Annotated in this window: 15 protein-coding genes; 8 read left to right on the forward strand and 7 right to left on the reverse strand. The window is 49.9% G+C overall.

From position 1 onward, the window contains the following. The first annotated feature begins 240 nt into the window (after positions 1-240). The gene (gene pyrF, locus K331_RS0100840; RefSeq protein ID WP_028588808.1) at positions 241-978 is read left to right on the forward strand and encodes an orotidine-5'-phosphate decarboxylase; all 738 of its coding nucleotides are present in this window, start codon (positions 241-243) and stop codon (positions 976-978) included. Further along, the gene (gene pyrE, locus K331_RS0100845) at positions 975-1,616 is read left to right on the forward strand and encodes an orotate phosphoribosyltransferase (RefSeq protein ID WP_025680842.1); all 642 of its coding nucleotides are present in this window, start codon (positions 975-977) and stop codon (positions 1,614-1,616) included. The genes pyrF and pyrE overlap by 4 nt, the downstream gene beginning before the upstream one ends. Before the next feature lie 76 nt (positions 1,617-1,692). On the opposite strand, the gene K331_RS0100850 is transcribed toward pyrE, so the two are convergent. Genes K331_RS0100850 through K331_RS0100865 form a run of 4 tightly spaced genes read right to left on the reverse strand, consistent with a single transcriptional unit; the run spans position 1,693 to position 6,227 of the window. Further along, the gene (locus tag K331_RS0100850; protein WP_028588809.1) at positions 1,693-2,481 is read right to left on the reverse strand and encodes a PHP domain-containing protein; all 789 of its coding nucleotides are present in this window, start codon (positions 2,479-2,481) and stop codon (positions 1,693-1,695) included. 15 nt (positions 2,482-2,496) lie between these two features. Next, a complete protein-coding gene (locus K331_RS0100855; RefSeq protein WP_028588810.1) occupies positions 2,497-3,324 on the reverse strand; it encodes an energy-coupling factor transporter transmembrane component T family protein in 828 nt (275 codons plus the stop codon). Continuing rightward, on the reverse strand, positions 3,299-5,347 hold the full coding sequence (locus tag K331_RS0100860; RefSeq protein WP_028588811.1) for an ABC transporter ATP-binding protein: 2,049 nt from the start codon (positions 5,345-5,347) through the stop codon (positions 3,299-3,301). Before K331_RS0100860 ends, K331_RS0100855 begins: the two co-directional genes overlap by 26 nt. Beyond that, on the reverse strand, positions 5,340-6,227 hold the full coding sequence (locus K331_RS0100865) for a hypothetical protein (protein WP_028588812.1): 888 nt from the start codon (positions 6,225-6,227) through the stop codon (positions 5,340-5,342). The genes K331_RS0100860 and K331_RS0100865 overlap by 8 nt, the downstream gene beginning before the upstream one ends. Positions 6,228-6,430: 203 nt before the next feature. On the opposite strand from K331_RS0100865, the gene K331_RS0100870 reads away from it, so the two are divergent. Continuing rightward, positions 6,431-7,261: a MurR/RpiR family transcriptional regulator gene (locus K331_RS0100870; protein ID WP_028588813.1), complete on the forward strand. Its 831-nt coding sequence runs from the start codon at positions 6,431-6,433 to the stop codon at positions 7,259-7,261. Between the two features lie 264 nt (positions 7,262-7,525). Here K331_RS0100870 and K331_RS0100875 read toward each other — a convergent pair whose 3' ends face one another. Together K331_RS0100875 and K331_RS0100880 are read right to left on the reverse strand one after the other, a co-directional pair. After that, entirely contained in the window at positions 7,526-7,846 is a 321-nt protein-coding gene (locus K331_RS0100875) for a cupin domain-containing protein (RefSeq protein ID WP_018886823.1), read from the reverse strand. Then, a complete protein-coding gene (locus K331_RS0100880) occupies positions 7,843-10,428 on the reverse strand; it encodes a heparinase II/III domain-containing protein (RefSeq protein WP_028588814.1) in 2,586 nt (861 codons plus the stop codon). The genes K331_RS0100875 and K331_RS0100880 overlap by 4 nt, the downstream gene beginning before the upstream one ends. Before the next feature lie 245 nt (positions 10,429-10,673). On the opposite strand from K331_RS0100880, the gene K331_RS0100885 reads away from it, so the two are divergent. From K331_RS0100885 to K331_RS0100905, 5 genes are all read left to right on the forward strand, one after another. Beyond that, entirely contained in the window at positions 10,674-11,570 is an 897-nt protein-coding gene (locus K331_RS0100885) for a carbohydrate ABC transporter permease (protein WP_018886825.1), read from the forward strand. A gap of 17 nt (positions 11,571-11,587) precedes the next feature. Further along, the gene (locus K331_RS0100890; RefSeq protein WP_028588815.1) at positions 11,588-12,487 is read left to right on the forward strand and encodes a carbohydrate ABC transporter permease; all 900 of its coding nucleotides are present in this window, start codon (positions 11,588-11,590) and stop codon (positions 12,485-12,487) included. 46 nt (positions 12,488-12,533) lie between these two features. Beyond that, positions 12,534-14,288 carry a sensor histidine kinase gene (locus tag K331_RS0100895; RefSeq protein ID WP_156897599.1) on the forward strand — a complete coding sequence of 585 codons (1,755 nt, stop codon included), beginning with the start codon at positions 12,534-12,536 and terminating at the stop codon, positions 14,286-14,288. Then, positions 14,285-15,907: a response regulator transcription factor gene (locus K331_RS0100900; protein WP_028588817.1), complete on the forward strand. Its 1,623-nt coding sequence runs from the start codon at positions 14,285-14,287 to the stop codon at positions 15,905-15,907. The genes K331_RS0100895 and K331_RS0100900 overlap by 4 nt, the downstream gene beginning before the upstream one ends. A gap of 114 nt (positions 15,908-16,021) precedes the next feature. After that, positions 16,022-17,413 (forward strand): ABC transporter substrate-binding protein, encoded by a 1,392-nt coding sequence (locus K331_RS0100905; protein ID WP_028588818.1) that lies wholly within the window; start codon positions 16,022-16,024, stop codon positions 17,411-17,413. Between the two features lie 127 nt (positions 17,414-17,540). On the opposite strand, the gene K331_RS0100910 is transcribed toward K331_RS0100905, so the two are convergent. Next, positions 17,541-18,398: an SDR family NAD(P)-dependent oxidoreductase gene (locus K331_RS0100910; protein ID WP_028588819.1), complete on the reverse strand. Its 858-nt coding sequence runs from the start codon at positions 18,396-18,398 to the stop codon at positions 17,541-17,543. Positions 18,399-18,499 lie beyond the last annotated feature (101 nt).

Raw genomic sequence — 18,499 nt, forward strand, 5'->3', positions numbered from 1 at the left:
CTTGCTGTTCAACCGCCGAAGCAGCTTGGATCAAAGAACAGCAAGCTTAACAGCGGTCGACATGGCTCCCTGCTTGCAGCGACTCTATTTTCAATTATGATCCGGCCAAGGTACTAGAACACAGCAACGAATGATGAGAGGACATCTTCAGCACCGTCTGATGGATGTCCTTTATCACGGGCAAAAATCCCGAAAGTGCACTAGAATGAGCTGAAATCGAGCAACAGGAGGTATAAATGCATGACTGATGAATTCAAGCGCATGGCCGGAAGGCTGATTGTTGCACTGGATTATCCGAATCCAGAGCCAGCCCGTCAACTGGTTCAGCAGCTGGAGGGGATTCCTTGCTACATGAAGATAGGGATGCAGCTCTACTACGCGGCAGGTCCAGCCTTCGTACAGGAGCTTAAGGCTAAGGGCTACTCCGTTTTTCTTGATCTGAAAATGCATGATATCCCTAATACGGTACGTGGCGGAGCGAACAGCATCACACACCTCGGCGTAGATATGTTCAACGTTCATGCAGCCGGAGGCGCTGCCATGATGCAGGCTGCCCGCGAAGGAGCTGAGGCTGCACTGGAGGAGAACACAGACTTGTCCATGCCTATCATTATTGCGGTGACCCAACTGACCAGCACGAATCAGCAGGTGATGAATGAAGAGATTGGTATACCGGGTACTGTAGAAGATACAGTAGTGCGTTATGCGGTGTTGACGAAGGAGGCAGGACTGCAAGGTGTCGTAGCTTCCCCACTGGAAGCTGCAGCAATACAAGCAGCCTGTGGTCCTGAATTCAGTACAATAACACCAGGTATACGTCCAGCCGGAAGTGACATTGGAGACCAGTCCCGCTTCACGACACCAGGATCAGCGATCGCCGGCGGCAGTACATACATTGTCGTGGGCCGTCCGATTACAGCAGCAGCAGATCCAAGACAGGCTGCCCTACAAATTATTGAGGAGATGGTTCAAGCATGACCACATTAGCAGCGATCCCCGAGAGTATAGCCGAGCATCTGCTTCGGATTCAGGCAGTAGCACTTAGACCTCAGGAGCCATTTACCTGGACATCAGGCATCAAATCCCCGATCTATTGCGATAACCGCTTGACGATGAGCCATCCAGAGGTTAGAGAGCTGATTGCTGATTCATTCGCCGCAGTCATCAAGGAGAGGTATCCTGAAGCACAGGTCATTGCGGGAACTGCGACAGCGGGTATTCCCCATGCGGCATGGGTTGCGCAGAAGCTGCAGCTGCCAATGGCTTATGTACGTGACAAGGCCAAAGGTCATGGCAAGGAGAATCAGATTGAAGGCCGCATCGAAGCGGGGCAGAAGGTCGTCGTCATCGAGGATCTGATTTCGACCGGGGGCAGCTCCATCAAGGCTGCAGAGGCTATTAAGCAAGTAGGGGCAGAGCCACTGGCGGTGCTGGCGATCTTCACTTATGAGCTGGATAAGTCTACGCAAGCATTCGCAGAAGCTGGCTTGAAGCTGGATACACTTTCGAATTACAGTGCATTGATGCAGGTAGCCTTGCGCACAGGGGCTATTCAGGAGGAAGAGTTGGAACTGCTTCGTTCATGGCGAGAAGACCCATCGTCCTTCGGTAAGTAATTCGACACATCATATGGGTTGTGAAAATTCAATGAGCCTGAAGGAGTTATTCCTTCGGGCTCATTTTTTGTGCGTGCTATATTTCCTGCATTTCCTTTACCGACCCGGCTTCCAGCTTGTCCAGACGCTTCATCAGCTTCTTGAGCATAACGGAGGCTTTGACACGTAGGGGCAGCTCTGAAGAGACCTCAATATGATACTTCTGAGTCAGAATTAATTCCTTGAGCTCAGCTACAGAGGCGCAGGGACGCTCGAGCACATTAAAGACGCTACCGTATTGCAGACATTGATGTGTGTCACTGCCAGCTGTAACTGGCTTGTTGAATGACGCTGCGAACTGCTCCACCTGCTCACGACAAGGCTGAATTCCATATTCATACATGTCCTTGGCATTCAGGTCAAAGGCATCCAGGCGAGCGAGCAGACTGCGGTCATGTAAATAGAGTGGGGTGGATTTACGGAAGGGATGTGCACCGATCTTGAGCAACGGCCAAGCCTCCGCCAGATCCAGTAGATCTGCGAACGGGATGAACGAGTTTTTAGCTGTATAAGGCTCCAGCAGCTTGCGAACTGCCAGAATGTGCTCTTTTTGCCCGATGAGCAAGATATGTCCTACCTCCTGAATATCTACCTCCATGCCGGGAAAGATACGTAGACCTTCTGCCTCATAATATTCCCCATTGTAAGGATAGAGGCGATCCAAAGACTCATAGACATCATAGAAATTACGGGTATTAAAATGCTCGGTCAGGGCGAGCGCGTCTAGTCTGCTGGCCTTGGCTTCAGCCACCATTTCTGTAAAATAGGCTGCCGAGAAATCGGATTTCTTGGACAATTTGCCGTGAGTATGAAGATCAATGCGCATTTGTGACACTCCTTATTATAAAATGTTAATCTGTCCGCCCAGCCAGAAAAGCATACCGACGTATATAGCTGATCCGCTAAGGAAAGCTATGTCACGTACTGTAATTTTTAAATGGGCCAGCTTGAGGCGTGTGGAAGCAGGATGCTTCATGCCATAGGAGAACCCTCTAGTCTCCAGAGCTTCTACGGTTGTGCGTGATCGTTTGGCCGTAGCCAGCATGAGAGGGAAGAAGGAGACCATAAGCAGCCTCATATAATACACTGCAAGCCGCCAGTATAGCCATCCCGGTCGGGAAGGCACCTGTCCACGCAGTCTGTAGGATAGCATGATATTGCGATATTCACCGAACAGCACGGGCAGGATGCGATACGCATAGGACAGGCTGAAAGAAAAGGCAGCGGGCATTCCTAGTGCGAGCAGCCCGTCTCCGATCCGTTCCGGGTCCATACCAGAGAAGACGGTGATACTTGCCAGTGAGACAATAGACAGCTTCAGAGTCAGCAGCAGGAGAGGCATGGCCGATTCCAGATTTCCACCGAAAAATAGCGAGATGATGAACATCCAGCCGACCTGTCCTACCAAGCCCAGACACAGAATGATAATAATGAAGGGAGCGGCTCGCGATAGAATGGTGGTCGTCACCATCAATAAGAACATCCCGAGCAGCACTGTGCCGTTATGGATGAACCAGGGTACAATTCCGAAGAACAGATACCAGATGAGCATTACTCGTGGATCAAGACGCGACAGGCTGGCATGACCACTACCGTATACGGTATTCATCAGCTCCAGCTGAATGCGCTCAATGGTTATTTTATCAAGCCAGTTGCGGACAAGCTGCATGGCGAGCATCCTCCTTTATGAGAGACCTTGAGAGAAGAGTGGTCACAAAATCCTCTGTTGTTGAACAGAGTGAAGGCAGCTCCATCCGGTGCGAAAGCTCCATAATCTGTGTTAGTGCAAGCCCGCAGCGTCGAAGCAGGGCGACATCGGTGAAAATATCAGCTGGTGGACCATCTGCCTCAACCTGACCATGATGAAGAACAATGACACGGGTGGCCCACTCAGTAACGAGCTGCATATCATGTGTAGCAATGATGGTGGTGCGTACATGCTGATCCAGCTCAGCCAAGGTTGCAATCAGCTCCTCCCGGGTAGCCATATCTAGATTGGCAGTCGGTTCATCAAGCAGCATCAGAGAGGGCCTCATTGCTGCACCAATCGCAAGTGTCACCCGCCGTTGCTGTCCTCCGCTCAGAAGACGAGCATCTCGATCCTGCAACGGACCCAGCCGGAAGCGCTCCAGAACATGCTGGCTGTGCTGCCCTGTATCCGGCATACGACGTGCTCGCATGAAGTGCGAGACCTCCTTCTGCACACTGTCTTCAATGAACATTTCACCAGGCTGTTGGAAAATGTAGGCTACCTGACCAGCGAGACGTTCCAAGGAAGATCGGTTCGTGATCTGACCAAGTACGCTGACACTGCCGGATTGCGGTAGGCTGATTCCTGCTATAAGCTTCAATAGCGAGGATTTGCCTGCACCGTTGTTGCCGACCAGCGCGATACGCTCCCCTTCGTACAGAGTGAGGTTCAGCCCGCGAATAACCTCGTGCTCCTGCTTGCCGAGCCCTCTATAGCTTAGTCTCGTATGACTGAATTCAACGACAGGTGTGGTTGCGATAGCGTGACTACAAGCTTGTGTGCCAGTAGGCATGTCTACTGGCATGGGCTCCAGGGAACTTATCTGCCTCGTTGCCCTTAAGCCTGTTGGGGTCTGTAAACTCCTGCTCATGAGCGGTGATGCTGTTGCATCATCGGCCCCCGGATTAATCGCTTCGGTGTGATGATAATCTGTTCCCGAGGGAGTGGACGGGTATCGCGTTGAAAAATACATCGCCGCTTCCTCGACGGTCACCGGGTACAGCTCTCCTTTCTGAGCTGAAGTCTTAAGCAGGGCTTCGGCTGCCAGCTTTTCGGATGATGTGCGCTCTGTCTGTAATGCTGCCTCAACTGCCTCAGTATTCGGAGCGTAGATCTCCACCTTGGAAGTAAATGAAGTCTGCTTTAAGGTGTTATTTGCCGAATATTCAGCGACAGCTATAGCTGCACGGGTGACCTCTGGAGGCTGAATCCCAAGCCGCTGTAGATCATCAATTTGGTTCAGTCCTTCCCTGACAGGTAGCTTCCACATGACACGTCCTTGCTCCATGAGCACGACATCCTCGCAGAAATCAGCGATAAATTCCGTATGATGCTCGATTACAATAATGGTCTTGCCATGATCACGATGCAGGCGAGACAAGCATTCATAGATCTGTCTGGCATGCTGAGGGTCTAGCTGAGAGACAGGCTCATCCACGATCAGAATATCCGGGTCCATCGACAATGCCCCGGCCAAGGCGAGTAGATGCTTTTGCCCGCCGCTCAGCTCCCAGATATACCGCTCATTAAGTCCTGTTAGACCACACATCGCAAGGGCTCTTTCACCTAGCCCCCTATAGTGGGGAAGACCATAATTCAATGGTGCGAAGCAGGCTTCATCCAGCACGGTAGGCCGTACTAGCTGATTATCAAAATCCTGATAGACGTAGCCGATGTTCTTGCTCAGCTCTGCTACAGCCCGACCTGCTGCAGAGGTACCCAGTACATGAACCTCACCGGAGAAATCCCCGGTATAGAACTGGGGAATCAGACCGTTAAACAGCTTGCACATCGTTGATTTGCCGCACCCGTTGCCCCCGATAATCGCCGTGAAGCTGCCGCGTGCCAGCTCCAGAGTGGCTTCGTTCAGGACAGGCTGCTCAGAGCCAGGATAAGTAAAGGTTACCTGCTGAATCGAGATAGCTTGCTCGGTTTTAGGCATAAGGTGGGTTCTCCAGGTCGCTGACGGCTTTGTTCTTGCTGCGTCTGCTCCGCATAATCAGCATCGTGATGGCGGCAATTAATGCTGCTGCACCTAGACTGATCCAGATCGCAGTGGTGCCAAGGGAATCTGCATAGTCTGTCTCCCATGCCGCAAAGTTGATATCCATCTCGGATAGGGATTCTGCGCCAAATGCCAGGGCAAACAGCACAAGTCCAATCAGAACCAGCTTCGGACGGAAGATGCTAATCCCTTCGTATTTCATACCAGGATTCCGTGGCTTGATGCCGAGCAGAGGCTCGATTTTGCCGTAAAGCATAGGAACAAGATAGAGTGTGGGCAGTAACGCGAACAGGATGCCTGAGAACAATACGTCATTCAGGAAGCCTACACCTTCAATAACAACTACGCTCTCTGCTAGTCCAGGCACGGCTTCTAGCTCCTCGACTCCGATCCATACCTTGCCGATATCGACCAGGGAGCTGAGGAATTGGTGAATGATGACGCCCGTAATCGCCGCGATGCCTACCTGTCTGCGATTGCGAGGGTCACTGACCATACGTCCAGCAACGTACATGGCGAAGGAGAAGGTAATGAATTTCTCCAGCTCACCCAGTCCGCCGAATTGACCCAGCATCAGCTCACCGAAGATCACCTCTCCAAGAGCCGCTCCCAATGCCGCAATCATGGGATGGAACAGAATACATAGCGTGAGTGGAATGAAGGCGAAATACTCGACAGACAATTCAATGGGGCCAAGCTGGAGCTTCGGGATCAGCTCTGTGAACATGTTGGACAAGCCGTACAGTGACATGGACAGTACAAACACCATCATTTTTTGCGAGGACGTGAGTGTGTAACGCTCGGTTATTTTCTTCATCGATACTTGCCTCCTCTGAAAGTTAACGATTATAGCCACAGTCTAGAGGCGGATTATTAACGGGAGGAAGGACATTTGTAAATCAAATGTAATTTTTATTACAAGGTATAAAATTTATTGAAAAAAATATTACATAGGCGACCTACTTTCTGTCTGAACAACTGTTATACTGGAGTCACAGCAGGAAAAGGAGAACTTAGCCAATGAATTTATTTGCAAAAAGGGAGCAATTATCCCCAGGACATCTAAAGATTGCAGACTTTATTGAACGTCACCCGGAGGAGCTGCTGTTCATGACGGAGCAGGAGATCGCCGACAGGCTGGGTGTCAGTATTGCTACGGTATCCCGCTTCTGGCGTGCAGTTGGTTACGATAACGCCAAGGCGTTCAAAATCCGGCTGCGCACCTCAGCAGATACCACCCCTGCACTGAAGCTGAACAAGACCATCTCACGACTCGATACAGACAGCTTGCCTGTACAGATGCTGGAGACTTCTATCCAGCATTTGCAGGATACATTATCACATATGAAGCAAGGAGAGCTGGAGCAGGCCGCAGCACTTCTGACCGAGGCACGGAGATTATATATTTATGCGCCAGGTCCCTCCGCTGGCCTCGCTGAGCTATTGTCCTTCCGCTTGTCCCGCTTCGGTATGAGCATCATTCGCCTTGGAGGTGGGCATGAATTGCTGGAGACGTTGATGCATATGAACCAAGAGGATGTGGTGCTGCTCATGTGCTTCACCCGGCTACTGCCTGAAGCGGAAGTCATCCTTGACTATGCTAGAGAAGCTGGCAGTCGGGCGATGCTGGTGACTGACCGCGAGGACTTATTGTATGGACTGCCTGTGTCGTTGTCTTTTTATGTAAGTCGGGGAGAGCTCGGAGAGTTCCACTCTATGGTGACCCCGCTATTGCTGATGGAGCAGCTCGTGCTAGCAGTTGGACTGAAGCAGAAGGAGCATGCGCTCACCAATCTGGAGCGACTGACAGCGCTGCGCGGACGATATGTGGATAAGCTACCACGTGAGTAGATAGGTGGAGAAGACAACACCGAATAACATAGGAATGGTCGAATGTAAGTCCTATGAATTATCGAATAAAAGTTTGAATAAGCAGCTATCGCTGACCCGCATGCAGCAAAAAAGAGACAAGCGTTCACTCATGACGATTTAAAGCACCTGCATTGGTAGCATTGGTAGCTTTGTTTGCAGTCAGAAGAACACGCGTTGTCTCTTGTTTTTGTTTCATATGGTATTAGTTCTTATCTCTGCGTCACCGATGCACCACCGATTGCCTTAGCGCTTCAGCAGATCCTCGCGTAAAGGAGTGAACACGTCCAAGAGTGCTGAACCTTCCTCCAGGGAGGTGACTCCATGCTTGGCCTCACTTGGTATGACGATGCTATCGCCTTGGGATACGGCATACTCCTTGCCGTCGATCCGGAATACGAAGCTTCCTTTCAGGCAGTAGCTCATCTGCTCATGCACATGACTGTGCTCGTAGCCTTCAGCCCCTTTTTCAAAATGAACCTCCATCATCATCAGGTCCTTGCCGGCCTTCAGTATTTTGCGTTGTACCCCAGGCTCTGCTTGCTCCCATACACCAATATTACTCATGATTGAACATCCTCCTTTGAGAAAATATGAATTTGATTGACTCCAATCGGTAACTTGCGCTCTGCTGTATAGAGATTGTCAAAGGCATGTTGGTCTCGTTCAGCTGTTAACAGGCGGAACTTCCCTTCGAGTGCAAATGGAACCTCTTGTCCAAGCTTGCTGGCGTTAAGCACATATACGAGTTCTCGTCCGTCATGAGAACGGAGCTGGTACATGTGAATACCTTCGGGCAGCGTCACATCATGTAAAGCGTTAACCACAAGTGGTGGTGAACCCTGCCTTCTCGGATGCAGCAAAGTGATATAATCCTGTCCCGCAGTTCCATGCACTCTGAAGTGTTGCTGAGCTCCCAGCTCATACCCACCGCCGATGGCACCAACATCACTAGTGATTACAGGAGCTTGAGGGGATGCAATCATAGTATCCAGACACATTCCCTGCAGACCGTAAGCCGTAATTCTTTGGGCTGCCAGATCCGCATGCTCGCTGAGCGTATGCAGATTCCATACGGAATCATAGTCGCTGTCTATTTGGTCCCAGATGAGGTAGACGTGCCAGTCCGCTTTGACCCATGCTATATGCCGCCGATAAGAGCGGGCCAGCTCGTCAGGAATTGTGCTCGATACGTAATCCAGCTCCTCCGAGAAATAGACCGTATCGCAAGTACTACGTAATGGTCCATTCTGCAGGATACCATTTGCATCAGTGAACTGTACGACATTGTGTGCGCTACTCGACAGATACCAATGACGATCTCCGTTATAATATCCGCCAGTTCCCGAATCCAGTGTCAGCGGCACAGACTCAGCCCAGATCGAGAAGTGTCCTTCATCGTTATGGGCATGATAGGTCAAGGGTGAAGCCTCGTAGAGCAGATAATGACTCTTATCAGGCTCATCTGTCTGGTCTCGGAATATAACATAGCCCATGTCTGGATAGTAGTCCGAGCCCAGCGTGGGAGCCTGTGCCTGCAGCTCAGGCTGCGGATAGAGCAGAGCGGCAAGTGGATAGGGGAAAGCACCGTTATCTCGTACAACCCTGCCTCCGTGCTGCCATGCCCACATCATTTCACCCGCAAGGCTAGGATTCACCTCGCTATATTGCGGCGCAGCATAAGCCATCAGACGCCACCATTGCTCATGGACATTCGCATCGCCAACACTTGGCGTGACGATGCGAGGACTCGGATGTTCATCCGCTCCTACCTTGACAGAACGGTCAAAGGTAATAGCCGAGCCGATCAGGAAGCGGTACATATCCTGTACACGCTCGTTACCAAAATAATCAATCCCTCGAAGCCGCTTCAACAAGACAAAGAATAGAAAATATCGGTGCAAGACGGCCCCATGATAACGAATGTTCTCAGGCCATGCTCCGCGAGCGTCAACTACATGCTCAAGCTGCCAATCCACGACCTTTCGGGCGTGCTCCAGATATGTCTCGGAATCCTTCTCCTGCGGGAACATTAGAGCATATACTCCAAGTCCTGTAGCTCGATCCGCATTCCAGTTGCTGCGCATGCCGCCTTTTTCATCCGGGAATTCGGTCAGATCATATCGGTAATATTGGGTGTCCATCATCATGGTGGCTATGGAGCCCAGATATTCCTGTATCCGTAGCTTTTCCCCTTGCTCTAGTACGTCTGCACCCATAATCTGCCCATAGATAATGGAAATGACAGCAAGCCCGCGCCCGATGTGAACGGCCCCGTATACATCGTCATCGTGCCAACCTGTTGCCCGGAAAATCTCCATCCCCTGCAGCATATCATCCAGCATGTAGAGCAGCTTGTCCGCGCTAGATCTGGCATGGCGGGGGTCATCCTCCATCATATAGCGGTTAGCGTCTGCGCCAGCTGCCTCAAGGAGATAGGCCCAGTTCGTGCAGGTGCTTCGCTGGAATAGGGGAGAGCGCATAGGTGAAGCCACGGGCTGATGCTGTTCATTGGTGAACGATACTTCGACCTGAACTCCAGCGTAGCTTGGGGGAAGAAGGCTAAGTGCTGTCTGCACACTGTAATATTGATCCCCTTGAATAGACACTGGCTGTTCATATACTAGTACAATCGGCTCTGGCCCGTTGCTGACTAACTCGAGACAGCTAGTCTTTACAACCTCGGTAGCTCCACCTGACGGTGTAATACCTGACGTTTGCGCGAAGGCTTCTGTAGATAGGTAAGGAACAGCCTGCATAAATGACCCTTCAGGGAGAGAAGCTCGCCATCCTGTCAGGTCCTGACCCAGATATGGGGATGCCAAGTCTACTGCAAGTCCGCACTCGGAATGAGTGAGCTGAATACCGCGAATTCGTGCAGTGCCTGGACCGACGATTTGAATGGCAATATGCAGGTAGGACGCAGCAGCCGGTGTTCGAAACACGAACGGGTCCGTGCGGAAGGACCCAAGCTCCTGTAAGGAGGAGGCTTCCTCAGCCCGCAGGAATTGCTCGGACAGAGATACCTGTCGTTCGTATTCCTGCTGCATGAATGTCGAAGCACGGACACGAGTACGAATGGACTCCAGCTCTGACTCTTCATAGCAGCCAAATGGAGCATTGGGAATACGATTGTGTATGGAAGACATGAAAGGTTCTGACCTCCTTTATAGAATTCGTTGCAGGGTTCTGATCTGATTATATCGTGGGTCTTACATAATAAGGGATGGATAAACATAAGGAGGAAAGGGGGTAAAGCAACTGAAAAAAGGCAAATACACTGAAAAAGTGAATTTCTCCCCCTTGGCAAGTGGTATTCTCCATAACTCCTTCTGACAAGTCGCTCTTATGATGAGGATAAGGAAATTGAGTTGACCATGAGGAGGAATCACCCATGCACCATAGCAAACGCCAACTGAATGCTTGGACGTTTATTGCTCCCAGTCTGATCCTGACATTGATCTTCGGTGTCTATCCCATCATCTGGGCTTTGAAGTACATGTTCTATGATTATCAGGGCTTTGGCGAGCCTGTGTTCATCGGTCTGGACAATTTCGCACGTCTGTTCAGAGATACCGAGTTCTGGCATGCTGTACTGAACACCTTCATCTATGCCGGAGGCAAGCTGATTATTACAATCCCCGTATCCTTCATACTTGCGGTCATCTTGAACCGTGCGCTGAAAGGTAGACAGCTGCTCCGGGCCATTTACTTCTTACCTACCGTAGTCAGTGCTTCGGTTATGGCCATCGTATTCTATGTTGTGTTCAACTCCTACAACGGTATGGTGAACCAATTGCTGGTGAATTACGGAATTGTATCCGCTCCCATCGATTGGCTTGGACCTAAATATGCACTGCTGACTTCCATTATTATTGCGATCTGGGGTGCGATCGGGAACTACATGCTCTTGTTCATCGCAGGTCTGCAGAATATTCCAGAGGATCTGTATGAGGCTGCTTCCATTGATGGCGCAGGGCCGTTCCGGAAAATGTGGAGCATCACTGTGCCCATGCTGGGCCCTGTGCTGCAAATGATCATTATGCTTGCTATTACGGTTTCTCTGAAGGGCTATGAGAGCATTATGGTCCTCACAGAGGGGGGACCTTATGGACGTACCGAGGTTATGTATCTCTATCTGTACAAGCTGTTCTTCCCGATCTCCAGTGGAAGCTCCAGCATTCAACAATTCGGCTATGGTAGTGCCGTCGGCTTCGCCACAGCAGTCATCGTAGGTGTGATTACATTGATCTACTTCTACATTTCCAAGAAATTAAATGACGTCTATTAATGAAGGGGGAATCTACCATGAATACAGCCAATCCATCCGCTGGTCGTACTGAACAGCAACTGGAGTCCAGTGCACAGCTTGGCAAAATGCGGAAGCTTGTCGCGAATATTATCCTGTGGATTTTCCTGATTGCGGTAGCCGTTTTTGCCCTGTTTCCTATCCTGCTCGCGTTCTTCGGTTCCTTGAAGTCCAATCTGGAGCTATCTACTGGCTCTACGCTGCTGCCACAGGCATGGAAATGGGATAACTATGTGCAGGCTTGGAATTCGGCGAATTTTGCACAGTTTACGTGGAATAGTATGTTTATCAGCTTCTTCACGACGGCAGGCACCATTCTGATCGGTACGATGGCGGCCTATGCCGTAGCAAGGGTGGACTTTATCGGAAAGCGTCTATATATCATTCTCCAATCCTCGACCTTGTTCATCTCCATCGGTGCTGTGGTATTGCGTCCGCAGTTCGACCTGATGGTAGCTCTGAATCTGCAAAAATCATTATGGGCGGTTATAATTATCCTGATCAGTTCTCACGCGACAGCCTTCTTCATGCTCATCGGTTTTGTGCGGGCGATTCCGAAGGATCTGGATGAAGCTGCTTATATTGACGGATGCAACTTCTATAGTGTATATTACAGAGTCATATTGCCGCTGCTGGTGCCTGCGATTGGTGTTACAGCGCTATGGACCTTCCGCGGAGCGTGGAATGAGTACATTCTTCCATTGGTCTTTACGATGACGCAGCCAGGCTTGCAGACGCTGACCGTAGGTCTCGCGAGTCTGAAATACGGTGTAGGCGATGCGGCGCAATCCCAGCTGATGCTGGCAGGAGCGTGCTTGTCCATTCTTCCTATGCTGCTGGTCTATGTCGCTGCGAACAAAACGTTCATGCAGATGACAGCAGGCTCTGTCAAAGGCTAATCGCTACAGCAAGCGGGCAGAATCTGCGGTGAAGAGGTGTTAAGCTGTGATCAAAGCCTGGTTATACCGAACCTCGCTCAAGAAACGTATATGGGTGTCGTTCACGATTTTAACGGTGTTTTGCGTAGCCTTGACGGGGATATGCGCATATATGATTGCAGCCCGAGCTATGGAGCGGAATGCATCGCAGCTCAACAAAAATGTCATCAGCCAATCCGTGAATGTGCTGGATCAGAAGCTCAAGCAGATCATTGTCGCCTCATCTACGATGATGCTGAGTGAGACCTTCAAACAGACGATCCGTGACATTCAGGCGAATAATACAGAGCGCTATTTTGTGAATTTCTCTCTGCTGCAAGGCCAGTTCACACAGGCTGAGCTTACGGAGAATACGATTGATTCCATTCTGATCAGTACGCCTCATGGCGATTTTTACTCCAATAGTAAGCTGCGCAAGGCGGGGGTACCGTTCGAATCTACCAGCCTGTATCAGCGGATTAAGGAGGACCCGGCATCACCTTGGATTGAGTATCATCAGGATGAGCTGTTCGTAGGGGGAAATCGGGTCATTTCCTTAATTCTTCAGCCCTTGACCGAGAATTATGTACCGGATGTATTTCTGACCATTAATGTAAAAGAAGCTATGCTGGAGAAAGTCGTTAGCGGAGGGGCCGATCATGGCTCCACCCGCTTTTTGCTTATTAAAAAGGATGGCACCAGCGTCATTGGCGATCAGAATCGTCCAGATTGGACACGATCGGCTTCTTTTGTTGACAAGCTTGGCGCGGAGCCTGCGGGTGAATTTGAATATAATACGGATGCAGGAACTATGCTGGTAAGCTACGCCCAGTCCAGTTACGCCAGAGATTGGGCGCTCATTAGCTACCTTTCCAAGGAGGGACTGCTGCAGCCTGTCCGTACGATCCAATGGATGGTGTTGTTGATTATAGCAGGCTGTACACTACTGACGCTATTATTGGCCGCTTATCTATCCGGCCTTTTGCTTACCCCCCTGCAGAAGCTGCAGCGTACGATGAAGCGTGTGGGGGAAGAGGATCTCAACGCCAGATTTGAAAGCCCTTTCCAGGATGAAATTGCAGAGGCTGGTCAGAAATTCAATGAGATGCTTGACCGGATCAATGGTCTGATTGTAGAGGTTAAGGCTACGGAGAAGGAGAAAAGAAAGGCAGAGATCAAGGCGCTGCAGGCGCAGATTGATCCGCATTTCCTGTACAACACTCTCAATACGATCTTCTGGAAGTGTGAAATGGATGAGTATGAGGATGTGAAGCAAATGCTGATCTCCTTGTCCAAGCTGTTCCGGCTGGGGCTGAATAATGGCCTGGAGATAACCACGCTGGATAAAGAGCTAGAGCATGTGCGTCAGTATCTAAGTCTGCAGCAGCAATGCTACGAGGGTTTGTTCGAATACACCATTACTGCCCCGCCTGAGCTGCTGAACAAGCCAGTGCTGAAGATTATCATCCAGCCCTTGGTGGAGAATTCCATCCTGCATGGTCTGAAGGAGAAACGGGAGCAAGGACAAATTCATATTGAAGTCACGTCAGATGAGACCTTTCTGATCATTAGAGTAACGGACAATGGAATCGGCGTGGATGCAGACCAGCTTAATGCCAGCTTGAGAGAAGCAGGTGGCAGTGGAGGATATGCGCTGTCCAACATTCGTAACCGCATTATGCTCTATTACGGACAAGCAGCAGCGATCCACTTCACCAGCATACCTTACGAGGCTACTGTAGCTACCTTGCTGATTCCACTGGAAGGTGAGGATGAATCATGACATTTGATGAGCGAATCAAAATTTGCATTATTGATGATATAGCGACGGTGGTGCGCGGGTTATCCCAGCGTATTCCGTGGGAGGAGCATGGAATCACGGTAGCTGCGACGGCCAGCAACGGTGAAGAAGGCTTGAAGCAGATCCGGCTGGTGAAGCCGGATATTGTGCTAACGGATATTCGCATGCCGTTTCTGGATGGACTTGAAATGATGCGTAGCCTACAAGATGAGTTACCAGGCCTGAAGCTGATTTTCCTGAGCGGCTACACGGACTTTGCTTACGCACAGGAAGCTGTGAAGCTCGGAGCCTTCGATTTCATTGTCAAGCCATTCACGAAGGAGCAGGTACTGGAGTCTGTTCTGAAGGCTAAGGAAATTATCGAACGAGAACGCAGTCAGGTAGAGCAGATGCGAGGCATGGAGAAGAAGCTGCGTGAAAGTCTTCCGTACTTAAGACAGGAATTCATGCGGCTTGCAATTCGCTACGGTATTCAGCAGGATCGTCATCAGCAGCAATGGGATTTCTATGGGATTACGATGAAGGATCAGGATTTTGGCGTGATGGTCGCTGAGATTGATTTCTTCGCAGATCGTACCGCCGAGCTGCCCGTCAACGAGGTAGAGCTGATCCGCTTTGCTGTGCAGAATATTATAGAAGAGACCATCTTCCGCTACACGAAGGGCATTGTCTTCCGTGAGAAGGTGAACCAGCTTGTGATCGTGGTGAATCCATGCGAGGCATTAACGATGGAGCAACTGGCAGAGCATTGCCGTGAAAATGTACATCTCCACACCTATCAGACCATTTCCATTGGTGTTGGTACGGAGGTGAAGCAGACATCCCAGCTCGCCATGTCCTACAGACAGGCAGTGACGGCGCTGGCGTATACCTTCCTGACCGGGGGCAACAGTGTCTATTGCTTCGAGGAAGAGGCCGAGAGCAGAGCGGGTCATCTTCGTTACTCCTATGAGAAGGAGAAGGAGCTCCTCTATTGTCTACGTTCTTCCAATTTGCCAAAGGCAGAGGAGCAGCTGGAGCAGATATGGAACGAATGGATCGCTTGTCCGACACGTCCTGATCCAGCTCATGTGAAGACACTTTGTCTGGAATTGGCCCACTCGATCCATCGGGCATTCTCAGAGAAAGTATCCGAGGAGGAACAGAATGATCTGGATCGCAAGCTGTCGGACATGAATAATTCGACCTCCTTCGAGGATCTACGTAGCCAGATCAGAGAATTGTGCCGCCAGGGCTGCGAGTATCTGAAGGTGAGACAGGTTAGTGACTCCCGCATTCTTGTGGAGCGGGCGATTTCACATATACGGAGCCATTTGCATCAGAATCTATCTGTGGGGGATTGCGCCAAGGTGGTGCATTTAAGTCCAAGCTATTTCTCCAATCTGTTCAAAAAGGAGATGGGGATGACTCTCGCTCAGTATATTACGAGTCAACGCATGGAACGGGCTAAGGAGCTTGTCCTGGAGGGGCTACAGGTACAGGATATTGCCAGCTCGCTAGGGTATGAGGATCGCCCTTATTTCACGGAGCTATTCAAGCGCCATACCGGGATGACGCCTACGGATTTTCGTGCAAAATACGCATCGCCGGCTACCAATTAGAATGATGGTTTTCTCTCCCCTGAACAGTTGTTTTCTCCTTCACGACATCAGAGGACATTGGATTATGATTTAGTTGTAAATGAATGCGATTACAAAAGGGGAGGAAATAAAGGTATGGGTATGAAAAAATGGTTGTTATCTGGAGCTTCATTGCTGCTCGTGGGTTCCCTGGCTGCATGCTCCTCGGGACAGACAGCTGCTCCTGAGACAGGCAGTGGTACGGAGGGACAGAAGACCAAGCTGGTATACTGGACCATTGACCGACATGACTCCGATTTTATTGAAGCTAAGATTAAGGAATACCAGGAACTGAATAAAGATGTAGAGATTGAAATGAAGGTGATGGCGGACAACTATTCACAGTCCGTGGACATTGCCTTCGCAAGCAATCAAGCACCAGACATTCTACGGGTCGATCCTGGTAACGTACCGACCTGGGTGAAACGGGGCTATCTGGAATCATTCGATGATTACATCTCGCCTGAGATGAAGGAGCGCTTCGCTAACGTGCTGATTGAGGAGAAGAATATGGTCGATGGCAAGATCTACACCCTGCCGAATATCGGTCAATTCTGGCGTCTGATCTATAATGTGGACCTGTTCGAAAAAGCAGGCATCGACAGTCCTCCGACGACCGTTGCGGAAATGGTTGAAGATGCCAAGAAGATCACAGAGGCAGGTAAGGATATCGGTGCTTATGGCTTCGCGGGCAACTTCAAGAGTGCAAGTGGCTTTGAGCGTATTGCCTATCCGATTACGACGCTAAGTAAGAATGTAGGTAACGAAGGCTATGACTTCCAAAAGGGACAATTTGATTTCGGTATGTATAAAGAAGTAGCTGAGGCACTGCATCAGATTAAAGAAGATGGAAGCATGCTGCCAGGCTCGGAATCGCTGGATATCGATCCACTGCGTGCGCAATTTGCGCAAGGCAAGATCGGCATGTACTTCAACCACTCTGTAGAGCCGACTGTATACAAGACCCAATTCCCGACAGACATTCGCTGGGCAGCAGCTATGCCGCCTACCATTGACGGACAAGCGAACGGTGCAGATCAGGTCATTTCCGGTAGCTACCTTGCATTGAGCAAGAATTCCGAGAACAAGGAAGCGGCATGGAAGTTCATTGAATGGATGTATAGTGATGAAGTACAGGTAGCTTACCAAGAGGGTGGCTATGGCCTATCCGTAATTCCTTCCGTAGCAGCAACTGCCAAGGCGCCTGATATTGCTGGCATCGAGAACTTCTTGCCAACGGCCAATGACGGTATCTACCCGGCTACTCCGCTGATCATTACAGAAGGGCGTGTAGAGGGAATGAAGAAGGTCGATATCTTTAACCGCTTTATCTTCGCTGGCGGCGATCTGGATAAAGATATCGCAGATCTGAACGCTCGCTACAATGCAGCGCTGGAGAAGGCAAAGGCTGCTGGAGATACCTCCATCGAGGCCAAGCCAGATTTCAGTGCGGCAGATCTTCAAGGCTCTCTGGCAGAGAAGAAGTAACGATATAAATAGTATGTAAATGTAATAAAGTGATTTGTTTGAATGCATGGGCCTTCCCAACAGTCAGCTAGTGACGGGGTAAGGCCCTTTTACTTATTAATCTGGTGGTGAACGGTGGAGCGCGGCTTTAGACGCGCTCATCAAGAAATTCGTGTGTGTAAATCGCATTAATCCTATCCAAAACGTTGTGCGCTTGATCTTTGAATTTTAAATCTGCAACCTGGTCTTTTAGCAAAAACACGCCAGTCTCATTACAGTGTTGCCCGAGGGCCCCCTCATACAACTTGTTCGCACCGTGGATCGGTGGAGAGAAAAACAGCTTCATTAGCAATTCAACCACTTTGGGTAAACCCGACGGTTTCCCTTTTCTTAGCGTGTTATTGCCACCCGGATCAACGCTGCGGATTTTAATGCCTTCTTTGGCAAGCTGTGGTGCGATAGCCTGAGTCCACAGTGAAAGCGCAAGCTTTGAAGTGGCATATGGACCAAGCAGCTTGCGAAAGGTTCTGGGGTGTTCCAGGATTTCGATATTAAATTCTTTCACAAAGTTTAGTGCTGAAGATGAGGTGTTGATTACCGTTTTTGAGTCAGCGTTTTTTAAGAGCTCCTTTAATTCCATCAGAATGATATATGGAACGACCGTCATCAGTTCATAATGCTTCTCACGCCCTTGTTTCGAATAGCTCAGTTCATGAAAGCTTCCGCCCGCATTGTTGAACAAGATGTCGATCTGCTGCTCTTTTCCTTTGATCTCTTCCAAAGTACGTCTCAAGCTGGCATAATCGGCAAGATCCGCTATTTTATACATACGAAGCCATCCACTATTTATGGCATTTTGGATTTTCATATCATCGGTAGGAAAGTCGGAACGGTTCAAAGCAACCACCTGCCAGCCCTCCGACAGCAACTTCCGTGTTAATTCCAACCCGATTCCATTGCTTGCACCAGTTATCAGTGCTATATTTTCTCGTTGGCTCGTATTCATTGTAGATTCCTCCTGAGGTGGGATATTTCCCTGATAGCGCATATTCTATTCATTGGAGTCGACTCTAAGTCAAGGAACGTAAACAGAGTTTTTGTTTTAAG

The sequence above is a fragment of the Paenibacillus massiliensis subsp. panacisoli DSM 21345 genome (assembly GCF_000426545.1).
Taxonomy (GTDB): Bacteria; Bacillota; Bacilli; order Paenibacillales; family Paenibacillaceae; genus Paenibacillus; species Paenibacillus panacisoli.